At 69.0% G+C, this 11,562-nt stretch carries 10 protein-coding genes and 1 pseudogene; 5 read left to right on the plus strand and 6 right to left on the minus strand.

The window, feature by feature from the left end; all coding sequences use genetic code 11:
- Nucleotides 1-226 precede the first annotated feature (226 nt).
- The 5 genes and pseudogenes from NGB36_RS25905 to NGB36_RS25925 form a co-directional block, all read right to left on the minus strand.
- The gene (locus NGB36_RS25905; protein ID WP_255922930.1) at nt 227-1,360 is read right to left on the minus strand and encodes a site-2 protease family protein; all 1,134 of its coding nucleotides are present in this window, start codon (nt 1,358-1,360) and stop codon (nt 227-229) included.
- 732 nt (nt 1,361-2,092) lie between these two features.
- Nucleotides 2,093-2,218, minus strand: coding sequence for a hypothetical protein (locus NGB36_RS25910; protein WP_255922931.1), 126 nt, complete (start codon nt 2,216-2,218; stop codon nt 2,093-2,095).
- 501 nt (nt 2,219-2,719) lie between these two features.
- On the minus strand, nt 2,720-5,026 hold the full coding sequence (locus NGB36_RS25915) for a sodium-translocating pyrophosphatase (protein ID WP_255922932.1): 2,307 nt from the start codon (nt 5,024-5,026) through the stop codon (nt 2,720-2,722).
- Nucleotides 5,027-5,251: 225 nt separating this feature from the next.
- Nucleotides 5,252-5,787: pseudogene (locus tag NGB36_RS25920) on the minus strand (6-phosphofructokinase); the annotation flags it as partial.
- A 134-nt stretch (nt 5,788-5,921) separates the two neighbouring features.
- Entirely contained in the window at nt 5,922-7,106 is a 1,185-nt protein-coding gene (locus NGB36_RS25925; RefSeq protein WP_255922933.1) for a lysophospholipid acyltransferase family protein, read from the minus strand.
- On the opposite strand from NGB36_RS25925, the gene NGB36_RS25930 reads away from it, so the two are divergent.
- Entirely contained in the window at nt 7,105-7,233 is a 129-nt protein-coding gene (locus tag NGB36_RS25930) for a hypothetical protein (RefSeq protein ID WP_255922976.1), read from the plus strand. The two genes, NGB36_RS25925 and NGB36_RS25930, sit on opposite strands and share 2 nt — an antisense overlap.
- Nucleotides 7,234-7,481: 248 nt before the next feature.
- Here NGB36_RS25930 and NGB36_RS25935 read toward each other — a convergent pair whose 3' ends face one another.
- Nucleotides 7,482-7,814 (minus strand): SPFH domain-containing protein, encoded by a 333-nt coding sequence (locus tag NGB36_RS25935; RefSeq protein ID WP_255922934.1) that lies wholly within the window; start codon nt 7,812-7,814, stop codon nt 7,482-7,484.
- Between NGB36_RS25935 and NGB36_RS25940 the strand changes: the two genes are divergently transcribed.
- The 4 genes from NGB36_RS25940 (at nt 7,795) to NGB36_RS25955 (ending at nt 11,489) form a co-directional block, all read left to right on the plus strand.
- A complete protein-coding gene (locus NGB36_RS25940; protein ID WP_255922935.1) occupies nt 7,795-8,145 on the plus strand; it encodes an SPFH domain-containing protein in 351 nt (116 codons plus the stop codon). The genes NGB36_RS25935 and NGB36_RS25940 overlap by 20 nt on opposite strands.
- Nucleotides 8,146-8,434: 289 nt before the next feature.
- Nucleotides 8,435-9,487, plus strand: coding sequence for a patatin-like phospholipase family protein (locus NGB36_RS25945; protein ID WP_255922936.1), 1,053 nt, complete (start codon nt 8,435-8,437; stop codon nt 9,485-9,487).
- A gap of 581 nt (nt 9,488-10,068) precedes the next feature.
- Complete coding sequence (locus NGB36_RS25950) at nt 10,069-11,130, plus strand: IS110 family RNA-guided transposase (protein WP_255922937.1); 1,062 nt, start codon at nt 10,069-10,071, stop codon at nt 11,128-11,130.
- Nucleotides 11,131-11,135: 5 nt separating this feature from the next.
- Entirely contained in the window at nt 11,136-11,489 is a 354-nt protein-coding gene (locus NGB36_RS25955) for a Tn3 family transposase (protein ID WP_255922939.1), read from the plus strand.
- Nucleotides 11,490-11,562 lie beyond the last annotated feature (73 nt).

The raw sequence follows: 11,562 nt of genomic DNA on the forward strand, positions 1-11,562 counted from the left end.
AACTCCGCGGTGCGCCCGAAGTAGGTACGGGTCCTTGCTGGCGGGCCTCGGCGATCGCGGGTCTGGTTCGCGCACCCCGAGGTCCTTCCCGGCGCTGCCGGGCCCGCACCGCAAGCCGACGGCGCAAAAAGCGCCAGGGCATCTCCACCCGGCCCTCCTAGCGCCCCCGAGGACGCCAACGTGCGCGGGTGAAAGGCCGTTGACCGGGAGCTCCGCGGTCAGCTTCTCACCGCCTCGGGGCGGCGTGCATCAGCCAGGTCACCGTACGGCTGATGTCCGACAGCGACAGGATCCCGACGAGTCTGCCCTCGTCCATCACCAGGACGCGGTGCTCGGCGCCGGGCTCCATGCGGGGCAGCAGATCCGCCAGTGAGTCGTCCGGACCCGCGACGGTGGTCCGCGACAGCGGCACCATCACCTCGCCCACCGTCACCGCCCCGCTCCTCTCAAGCGGCACCTGCCTGGCGCTGTCGAGCGTCACCAGCCCGACCGGTGACCCGTCCACACCGGTCACCGGAAACGCCGAGTGCCGGTACCGGTACAGCGGGTCGGCCAGAAGGTCCGCGACCGTCAGGACTGCGGGCACCGTGAGCGGATCCCTTGTCATGGCGTCACGCACTGGGACACCGGCGAGCACGCCGCGCAGCTGTGCCTGCCGTCCCTCAGCGGTGGCGGCCGCGATGAGGAACCAGCCGATCAGGGCCAGCCAGAGCCAGCCGAACCCGCCGCCCCTCATGAACACCACAAGCCCTAGCACCATGAGCAACCAGCCAAGGACGCGTCCCGCCATGGTGGCCCCGGCGGTCGCCCGCAGCCGGTCTCCGGTACGCCACCACAGGAAGGCGCGCAACAGCCGCCCGCCGTCGAGCGGAGCGGCGGGAAGGGCGTTGAAGACAGCAAGCAGCAAGTTGATGCCCGCAAGCCAGGCCACATCCTCGACCAGGAGCCTGGGCGCGGACACCAGGGTGAGCAGCCAGGTGCCCAGCACGAAGAGCCCGCCCAGCAGGAGGCTGACCAGCGGGCCGACGCCCGCGATCCGCAGTTCCGCCGCCGGGCTCGACGCCTCCGACTTCAGCCGGGCCACCCCGCCCAGCAGCCACAGCACAATGTCGTCCACGACCACCCCGTTGCGCCGCGCCACCACGGCGTGCGCCAATTCGTGGGCGAGCAGAGAGGCGAAGAAGACCACGGCAGCCCCAAGGCCCGCCACCCAGTACACCACCGGGGCATGGCCCGGATACACCTGGGGGAGACGGCCCTGCGCGAGGCCGAACGCGATGATGCCGAAGATGAGCAGCACGCTCCAGTGGACCCCGATCCGGACCCCCGCGATCCGCCCCAGCGTAAAGGTCGCCCGCACAGCGTCTCTCCCCTGCTCGAACCCACCCCAGGACGGACCGGCGGTGGCCGCTCCCGGCCAACGCCGAGGGCGCCGACACCGACGTCCTGAAATTCTCGTGTGAGTGGTGCGAGCCCGCAGACAAGCACCCCCGACATGAAAGAGGCGGAAACGGCACCCTTCGACCGCGCGGCCGCGTCCTCGCTCCATCCATCCTCGCCCAGGAAAGCCCGATCCGGGCTTCGATACAGTGCCGAACGGGCGTCACCAGGGCCATCCGGGCCCAGCTCACAGTCCGTGTGCTGTGCCGGGGGCCCCCGACTCCGCTCTCCCGCCCGAGCCGGCTCGCGCCGACTCGCGGGGCGTGCTGTCAACAGCCACGTAGTCGCCCAGCCCGCGCTCGCCCAACTCACCTACGCGCTCACGTGGCACCCCGGTTCGCCGGGACTGCACCGAGTTCCGTTCCCGGGCTCCCACCGCACGACGAGCACCGGAGGAGCTGACCGTCCGCAAGGCCACCCGGCTGATCACCCCCGCACCGGACAAGCTCAATGGGAGCAACACGCTCAAGCTCAAGCAACGCCTGCGCTTCACCCCGCAGCGCCGCGTCCCCTCCCCTTTCGTGTCGAACGGTCGCGTCGGGCCTGAGTGGCCGGGCCTCGTCGAGGCTGCAGGGGCGTGCAGGCGCGTGGCCGAGGACGCCGACGAGGAGCTCCCCAGCTGCTGCCACCACCGCAAGCGGTCGTTCGAGTCCTACGGGTTCGTGCGGCAGACCGCGCCGATGGCCATGTCGGCGAGGGCAAGGGCGGCCACGGCCCACCGCGGGGCGTGCATCTCGGCGAGCAGCGCGGGGCCCCACTTGGAACGCCCGGAGCGCATCCGCACCGTCCTGGACTGGCAAGGCCATAACAGTGCCGATGCCGCCCTGGCGCTGTTCTCCCAGCCGGCCGGCCTCACCCCGCCGCTCCGCGAGGCGGCAACCCGCCGTGATGACGTCCACATGATTGATCTCGCCACGCTGTATGGGCGCAACAACCTGTGCCGTTCAGAAATGCGTCGCCGCAGGCCGTACGGGGTCTGGTGGGATCCGCGGACGCGCTGGGGCCATGTCCCGGTGCCTGTTTCGCCGGCGTATCGGGCGACGAGGAAGCTGCTCTCTGTCTCGGCTGTGCTGTCGCGTCGACAGGTGGCCAACGGCGCCGAGCTACTGCTGCTCCGGCCCCTCGGCGGCACGGCGGCGGCTCCACTCGCGGGCTCAGGCGGGACGGCTGCGTACCGCGATTCGGATCCTGGCCGACATGGAGCTGCCGCCCGATCAGCTGCTTGTCCGCCTGGACGGCTTGGTGTGCCGTTCCGTGGACGTCCCTTCCACGGTGTCGTCTACCCCTCGGGAGGGGCGGGCGCCTGGCCATCCCCGGCGGGCGTGAGTCGGTGTGTGCGTCGCTTGGCGATGGTGATCGCAGCGACCACGATCAGCAGGGCGGCGGCGGCGGTCGCGGCGCGGACCGCCGGGTTGGTGCTGTAGGTGACGACGCTGGGGGCGATCAGGAGTGACACCAGGTTCATGACCTTCAGCAGTGGGTTGATGGCGGGACCGGCGGTGTCCTTGAACGGGTCGCCGACCGTGTCGCCGATGACGGTCGCGGCGTGCGCCGGGGAGCCCTTGCCGCCATGGAAGCCGTCTTCGACGAGTTTCTTGGCGTTGTCCCAGGCGGCGCCGGAGTTGGCGAGGAAGATGGCCATCAACGCACCGACCGCGATCGCACCGGCGAGGTAGGCGCCCAACGGTGCGTACCCGAGCGCGTATCCAACCGCGATGGGGCCCATGACGGCGAGCAGTGCCGGGGTGGCCAGTTCACGCAGGGCGTCGGCGGTGCAGATGTCGACCACGCGGGCGTAGTCGGGCAGTTCGGTGCCCTGCATGATGCCCGGTTTGGTACGGAACTGGTTCCGTACCTCGATCACCACCCGCCCTGCGGATCGGCCTACCGCCATGACCGCCAAGGCGGTGAAGAAGAACACCACCGCAGCGCCGACGACCAGGCCGACGAGCGCGTTCGGCTTGTCGACGGAGAGGCTGAAAGAGGACGCCGTACGGCCGGCTTTGGCAAGGTTGTCCTCGACCGCGGTGCGGAAGGATCCGAACAAGGCGGTGGCGGCGAGCACGGCGGTGGCGATGGCCATGCCCTTGGTGATCGCTTTGGTGGTGTTGCCGACCGCGTCCAGATCGGTGAGCATCTCGGCGCCCGCACCAGTGACGTCGCCGGACATCTCCGCGATGCCGTGGGCGTTGTCGGTGGCCGGGCCGTAGGAGTCCATCGCCACGATCACGCCGACCGTGGTGAGCAACCCGGTCCCGGCCAGTGCCACCGCGAACAGGGCCAGCGTGGTGTTGCCCAGCCCGAGGATGAATGCCCCGTAGACTGCGGCGCCGATCAGCAGGGCCGAGTACACCGACGACTCCAGCCCGGTGGCAAAGCCCGACAGGATGACGGTCGCCGGGCCGGTCAGCGAACTGCGGCTGATCTCCCGCACCGGCGCGCGGGTGTTCTCGGTGAAGTAGCCGGTGAGCAACTGGATGGCACTGGCCAACGCCAGCCCGATCAGCACCGCGGCGATGGCGACCAGGCGCGGATCCCCCGCGACCGTCCTGATCGCCACGGCTGTCCCGGCAAGCTCAGAGAAGCGGCCCGGCAGGTACGCGAAAGCGGCGACAGCCACGCCAATCGCGGAGACGACGGCGGAGATGAAGAAGCCACGGTTGATCGCGCTCATCGCGGTACGGTCCCGGCCGCGCGGTGTCACCGTCAGAATGCCGATCACCGCCGTGGCCGCACCAATCATGGGAACCAGCAGCGGAAACACCAGTCCGTCGGTGCCGAATGCAACCTTGCCGAGGATCAACGAGGCGACCAGCGTGACGGCGTAGGACTCGAACAGGTCTGCGGCCATCCCCGCGCAGTCACCGACGTTGTCCCCGACGTTGTCGGCGATCACCGCGGCGTTGCGCGGGTCGTCCTCGGGGATGCCCTCCTCGACCTTGCCCACCAGATCCGCCCCGACGTCGGCGGCCTTGGTGTAGATACCACCGCCGACCCGCATGAACATCGCCAACAGCGCCGCGCCGAATCCGAAACCCTCCAGCACACCCGCCGAGCTGCCTTGGAAGACCAGTACCACGACCGCGGCCCCCAGCAACCCGAGACCGACGGTGAGCATGCCGGTCACCCCGCCGGTACGGAACGCGATCCGCACCGCCCGCTTCTCTCCGGCCTCACGGGCCGCCGCCGCCACCCTGACATTGCCGCGCACCGCCAGCGACATGCCGATGTAGCCGACGCATCCCGAGAACACCGCTCCGACGACGAAGAACGCCGACCGGCCGATCCTCACCCCGGCCGACTCGGCCGGTAGGAGGAGCAGTACGAACGGGATCACGATGACGAAGACGACCATCGTCTTGAACTGCCGTGCCAGATAGGCGGCAGCTCCCTGCTGGATCCCGGCCGCGATGGCCCGCATCCTCTCCGTGCCCTGCCCGGCGGCCAGCACATCGCGCAACAATGCGACCGCGACGGCAATGCTGAGCACCGCCACCCCCGCCACAATGCCCACCAGAACCAGATCGCCGCCAGGCAGCGAACCCGCACTGGCGGCCAGGCAGAAAGCAAACACGCTGTGCGGCATGACGACTCGCCTCCCGGACGTCGGCCGCGAACTCACTGCCGGGTGTGGTGCCGTTCTCCGCAGCAACTGGCACCGGCCAGGGAGGGAGGACCGCAACAACCGACTCACACCCAACAGACAGCGGCGGCGGCCAGCACCCCCATCCTCGGCCCACAGGAAGAAAGCCGCCACTCACCAGCCGGATGGCACACAACAGCGACCGTCGCCCTGGCGCTCTGCCCATCAACCGCTCATGCGATCGGCGTGCCGCCACGACAGCCAATCGCCGATGCCGGACAGGCACACGTGCCCGAACTCGTCGCGCGGCCCGTCCTTGATTACCATCTGTCCGGCCTTGGGAACCGCTCCCTCTGCCACCACGACGATCGGCGCGCAGTTGATCTCGAAATTTCCACCCAGGCGCACACCTGGTCGAGGTCGAACTCCTGCTCCGGTATGAGGATGGTGTTGACGCCTCCGGCGATGCCGGCGTGCAGAGCAATCCATTTGGAGTGGAGCCTCATCACCTCGACGACGAACGTGCGCTTGTGCACGTCCCCGGTGGTGTGCAGGCGGTCAATGGCTTCGATCGCGATACTGACGGCCGTGCCGAAGCCGAAGGTGTAGTCAGTGCCGCCGTCGTCGTTGTCGATGATCTTGGGGACGTCGACCGGATTGGCTCCCGCATCGCAGAGCTTGCCTGCGACGCTGAGCGTGTCCTCGCCGCCGAGCACAACGAGGGCCTCGATCTTGTGCACGCTCAGAGATGAGGAGATCGTCCGGCGCTACGGTAGCAGGTGTTCTATCAAACAGGCAATCAAGGACGGGAGATCTGCTCGGCACCGGCGAGGCGCGCAGCCGTACCCGCCAGCGCAACGCAGCAGCTCCCTTCGCAGCGCCGTCCGGGCTTCAGGTTTCAGAAGAAGACCGAACGGCGCTGCACAAGCAGCTTGTAGAGCGTGTGCTGGATCGTCTCGCGCACCTGGTCGGTGAGGTTGAACACCAGCATCGGATCGTCCGCCGCCTCCGGCGGGTAGTGGTCCGTGGGGATCGGCTCACCGAACTGGATCGTCCACTTCGTCGGCAGCGGAATCATCCCCAGCAGCCCCAGCCAGGGGAACGTCGGCGTCACAGGGAAGTACGGCAGACCCAGCAGCCGCGCCAGCGTCTTCGCGTTGCCCACCATCGGGTAGATCTCCTCGGCCCCGACGATCGAGCACGGCACGATCGGCACCCCGGTGCGCAGCGCCGTCGACACGAAGCCCCCTCGCCCGAACCGCTGAAGCTTGTAGCGCTCCGAGAACGGCTTGCCGAGCCCCTTGAAGCCCTCCGGCATGTCGCCGACAATTTCGCCGTTCTCCAGAAGCAGTTGCGCGTCCTCCGGGCACGCCAGGGTGTGCCCGCCCTTGCGCGCCAGCTCGTTGATGACGGGGAGCAGGAACACCAAATCGGCGGCGAGCAGCCGCAGATGGCGGCGGGCCGGGTGGTGGTCATGGACGGCGACCTGCGTCATGAGCGCGTCCCACGGCAGCGTCCCGGAATGGTTGCAGACCACGAGTGCCCCACCCTGCGACGGGATGTTCTCGATGCCCTTGACCTCGATCCGGAAGTAGTTGTCGAACAGCGGGCGCAGCAACGACATGAACACCTGGTCGGTGAGCTCCTCGTCGTAGCCGAACTCATCGACCTCGTAGTCCCCCGTGATCCGGCGGCGGAGGAACGACAGGCCGCCAGCCGCCCTGCGCTCCCAGCGGCCGCCGAACAGTCGGTCGACCGCGCTGCCGAGCGCGTCTGTGAGCATCCTGACCGGCAGCCGCCGCAGTAGCGGCGACCCAGCCTGCTCACCCTGTTCCTCGCCCGCACCGCCGACATCGCCTCCACCGGCGGTGCCCCGGGCGGTGTCCGGTCCATCGTCCGAGCGGGCCGCCGCGCGCTGCGCCCCCTGGGCGTCCGGGGTCTCGACGGCCGGCACGGTGGTGAGCCCCGGCTCTCCGGCGGGCGCGCTCTTGCGCCGCGCACCGGACGCCCGTCCCCCGGGCCGGGCCCCGCCCCTACGCGAACGGGTGTCCTTGTCGAGCGGGATAATCTTCCCGTCCGCCATGATTCAGCTCCTCCTCCTACAGGCGCTGGAGACCGCCCCGGGAAGCACCGCGGCGAGCCTGTCGACGGCGTGGGCGAGCCGGTCCGGCGGCAGCAACCCGGACCCCCGGCCGACGGCGAAGTCGTGAAAGGTTTCCGCAGTGGTGAATTTCGGCGCGAATCCGAGTTGCCCGGCCGCCTTCATCGGTCCCAGGCAGTTTCAGACAAACGCGCCCGCACCGGTCCCGCTAGGGCCAAACAGCCCTGATCGCAACGATACGAAACCGTACGGATGGCTCTGCCGGAGCCTCGGGAGCCTCCGCGCGAAAAACGGTCCGCGCGATCTGCCACGTGCTGCTGCGACTCCCCTACCTCGCCGTGTCGAGCGTGTTCGCCTTCATGCGGTTGCTTCCGATGAGCAGTGTTGACGAGGAGATCGAGGAGGAAAGGCGCAGGTCGCGCTGATCGACTCGGTGCTCGTCCCGAATCGGGCGACAGAATCCCGCAGCGGGAGCTCGATGTCTTTCAGCTCCATCGGCAGCACGTACACGCCCCACTGCCGGGTGAGGCCGTCAAGGATCTCCTTGATCTGCTCGTTGATCGTCTCGCTGTCGGTGAATACCTGATCGAGCAGCGAGCGGCCGACGACGTTGCGGACCGCGGTCCGCGTGATCTGCCCGATCGCGCTCGACACATCCTCGATCTCCACGATGGACTTGACCGGGTCCACGCGGGCGGAAGTACGTGACCGCCGCGAGTACCAACGCGGGGTGGTGTTCCGGCTCGGCCGACTGCAGGGGGTCCGCGATCCCGGTATCCGCTTCATGATCCCGCTGGTGGACCGGATGTGGAAAGTCACTCTCCGTACCGTGACCATGCCCATCCCGTCGCAGCAGGTCATCACCCGGGACAACGTGTCCATCGCACGATCGCGACTCCCAGATTCGGCACGGCGACCGCCCTCCTCGACGCCAGAGTGCCTCCCGCGTGCAGCACCACCACCGCCGCCGCAGGCTTGGGTCGTGCAGCCCACACCCAGGGCAGGGCCGTTCGGCCCTTGAAGCGGTGCGTGCCGGGGGGCAGCATCGACTATCGATTCGGATGCGAACTCCCGCTTCGGCGCGCTACCCGGACCCTGCGCGGACGCGTCGGCCGTTGAATCGTCGGCAACCCGTCACCTCTACGTGCCCGAAGTGAGTGGCACCGTAGCCGAGCAGTGTGGGGTGCGGATCGCCCATTCGGGAAGAAGTCTGCAGGGAAGTTCTGATATGCCGCGTTGCGTTTTGTCGTATACAACGGTCGGCGGCAGGGCGCCGGCCGGCGAACGCGACGGAGAGGCGGTGGCTGGGAATGACGCCCCAGGCGGCGGGTCACGAAGACCGCCGGGATCCGGGCACGTCGAGTTCGCCTTCCGATGTGCGCCGGGGCCTGGTATTCGGCGGCGGAGGGTCTTTGGGGGCTGCGTGGGTGATCGGCGCGCTGTGTGCGCTGGAGGACGCCTACGGATGGGATCCGCGTACCGCGGACATCATCCTGGGCACCTCCGCGGGCGCCATCGTGGGCTCCCTTCTGACCCTCGGCGCGCGCCCGCGTGACCTCCTCGACCACCAGCGCGGTGACGCAGCGGCGTCCGGGGTCCGCGTGGATTACGACACATGGGTGGGTGGCGCACTGCCGCGCATCCCCAAGCCGGGGATCGGGTCGCTCAAACTGCTGGGGGACATGGCCAGGCGCCCGCACAGGGTCCCGTTCACGATGCTGCTCGCCGCCTGCGCACCACCCGGGCGGGGAAGCCTGAGCGGCGTGCGCGACCTGTTCCGTCAGCTTCGGATGGCCGACCGCTGGCCGGACAACCCAGCTCTGCGCGTGGTCGCGGTGGACCTCGACAGCGGCGCGCGCGTCCTGTTCGGGGCCCCGGACGCGCCGCGCACCGACCTCGCGTCGGCCGTGACCGCCTCATGCGCCCTACCCGCATGGTTCGCCCCCGTGGAGATCGACGGGCGCCGTTTCGTGGACGGCTGTGCCTGGTCGGACACCAACCTCGACCTGCTGTCCGGTGAGGGCCTGGATGAGGTGTTCGTGCTGGCGCCGACGTCCGCCCGCCGGATGGACCACCCGCGCAGTATCCCCGCACAGGTGGAACGCGGACTGCGGCGCATCGCGACCCGGCGCCTGCTGCACGAGGCCCGGCAGGTACGGGATGCGGGCACCCTGGTACGGCTGATCGTGCCGGGACCGGAGGATCTGGCCGCCATGGGCGCGAATCTGATGGACCCGCAGCACCGGCTGACCGTCCTGGAGACGTCGTTGCAGACCACCGCCGAAGCCCTCCGCAAGCCCCTGCCGAACGGCACAGCAGCGGCGCCTACGCCGGGCGCGCCAGGCACGCGCAACCTACGTTGACACGCCGCCGCGTGACGAAGCAGCCCCTGCAGGCCGCCGACCCGCCCGGATGAGATCTCGGGGCCGAGACCTGTGATCTGCGGTTCCTCCGCCTGAAGCCGAGGGCCGGCCTCCATGCGCACGCGCTGAAGCATCTGGCCAGGCCCCGGTGGGCGATGATGAGGTATGGCCGGTGGGCGCAGGCACGGCGCACGCCGTCCGCCCATGGCCTCGGCAGTGTTCCCGTCCTTACAGGGCTACCGGTTGCGGCTGTGCCTGGTACGTCGACCTCGTCGGGATCAGCAACATGGCTCGTTCGTCTTCACTCAGCGGCGGCTTCGTGGGCTTCACGACGGTCCCCTTGCGATGTTGGTGCCCTGGACTGGGAGCATCATCGTGGTCGCGGTGTTCTTCGGCTGGTCGGCCCCAAAGACAGATCGGCTTCGTGCCTTGTTAGCGACGCGTCAGCCAGCCAGGGGACACCGCTTCGCGGTGCCGGTCGGGTGCGCTGTGGCCTGATAGGGGCTTGAGGCATCCCATCGCAGTCTTGCCCACGCCGCTTCGGCCGGCACCGTCGTCCTGACGGTGTGGCACAAGGAGCGATGGTGGACAAGGCCGGAGTGGCAGAGGTCGACGAGGTCCTGGTGGGCATCGACACGCACGTGGATGTCCATGTTGCTGTCGCCCTGGACCAGTTCGGCCGCAAACTGGACGTACTCAGCATCACCACCACCGGGCACGGACACCGCCGCCTTCTGGAGTGGGTACGCGCGCTGGGCACTCCGCACCGGTTCGGGGTGGAGGGCACGGGTGCCTACGGCGCCGGGCTCACCCGCTACCTCCGTCGGCAGGGCATGGACGTGGTGGAAGTCATCCGGCCGACCCGCCAGACCCGGCGCCGGGCCGGTGGCAAGAACGACGCCATCGACGCCGAGGCCGCAGCCCGCGCGGTCCAGGCAGGCACCGTCATGGGTCAGGCCAAGTCCCAGGACGGCCCGGTAGAGATGATCCGCACCCTGCGACTCGCCCGGCGTTCGGCGATGAAGGCCCGCACGCAGGCTGCCAATCAGCTCCACGCTGTGGTCGTCACCGCCCCGCAGGAACTGCGCGACCGCCTGCGCGGCCTCTCCCTGGCGAACCTGGTGGCCACCGCAGCCAGGTTCCGTCCTGGCAATGTCACCACCCTTGAGGGCGCCGCGAAGCTCGCCCTCAAGAGTCTGGCGGCCCGCTACCAGCAACTCGCCCAGGAGATCTCCGCGCTGGACCAGCAGATCGACCGGCTTGCCCACCAGGCCGCACCGGACCTGATGCAGATCAAGGGATTCGGCGTCGACACCGCCGCAGCCCTGCTGGTCGCCGCGGGCGACAACCCCAAGCGCCTTCGGTCGGAAGCATCCTTCGCCCACATGTGCGGCGTCGCCCCGATGCCCGCCAGCTCCGGGAAGACCAACCGCAACCGGCTCAACAGAGGCGGCAGCCGGGAAGCGAACCGCGCCCTCTACATGCTGGCCATCAACCGCCTCAGCTACGACCCCCGAGCACGGGCTTACGCCGCTCGTCGCACCGCCGAAGGCAAGACCAGGGCAGAGATCGTCCGCTGTCTGAAACGCTACCTCGCTACCTGCGGCTTCGGGACCTTCAGCGGGAGATCGAGGAGGGCCTGAACGTGATGGAGTCTTCCAACGGTGCGAACTCCGTGATCGCCTACGGCAAGGGCGGAGAGATCGCCTCGAACCGGCGCGACGAACAGGAGATGTTCGTGCTGTGCCTGCGCATCCTCCAGTCCGCCCTGGTCTACGTGAACACCCTGATGCTTCAGGACATCCTCGGTAAGCCGGAGTGGGCAGACCTCCTCACCCCTGCCGACCGGCGCGGTCTGACCCCACTGTTCTGGTCGCACGTCCGGCCCTACGGCGACGTGAACCTCGACATGGACACCCGCCTCAACCTCGCCGCAGCCGCTGTTCCACGGTCCCGGAACGCGGCCAGCGAGGCCGCCCGATCCGCCGTGGAGAACGTATGACTCCTTGAGCGCGCCTGAAGGCGGTGTTGCGGATGGCGATCGGTCGCCCTGCGGATCCGCACGAATCCCACCA

Origin of the sequence: Streptomyces humicola (genome assembly GCF_024436035.1) — a bacterium.
GTDB lineage: Bacteria > Actinomycetota > Actinomycetes > Streptomycetales > Streptomycetaceae > Streptantibioticus_B > Streptantibioticus_B humicola.

Coding starts and splice junctions, on each gene's coding strand:
- NGB36_RS25910 (WP_255922931.1), bottom strand. CDS start 2,218: ATGCGCTCCGGGCGTTCCAAGTGGGGCCCCGCGCTGCTCGCCGAGATG.
- NGB36_RS25915 (WP_255922932.1), bottom strand. CDS start 5,026: ATGCCGCACAGCGTGTTTGCTTTCTGCCTGGCCGCCAGTGCGGGTTCG.
- NGB36_RS25930 (WP_255922976.1), top strand. CDS start 7,105: ATGATTCAGCTCCTCCTCCTACAGGCGCTGGAGACCGCCCCGGGAAGC.
- NGB36_RS25925 (WP_255922933.1), bottom strand. CDS start 7,106: ATGGCGGACGGGAAGATTATCCCGCTCGACAAGGACACCCGTTCGCGT.
- NGB36_RS25940 (WP_255922935.1), top strand. CDS start 7,795: ATGGACTTGACCGGGTCCACGCGGGCGGAAGTACGTGACCGCCGCGAG.
- NGB36_RS25945 (WP_255922936.1), top strand. CDS start 8,435: ATGACGCCCCAGGCGGCGGGTCACGAAGACCGCCGGGATCCGGGCACG.
- NGB36_RS25950 (WP_255922937.1), top strand. CDS start 10,069: ATGGTGGACAAGGCCGGAGTGGCAGAGGTCGACGAGGTCCTGGTGGGC.
- NGB36_RS25955 (WP_255922939.1), top strand. CDS start 11,136: ATGGAGTCTTCCAACGGTGCGAACTCCGTGATCGCCTACGGCAAGGGC.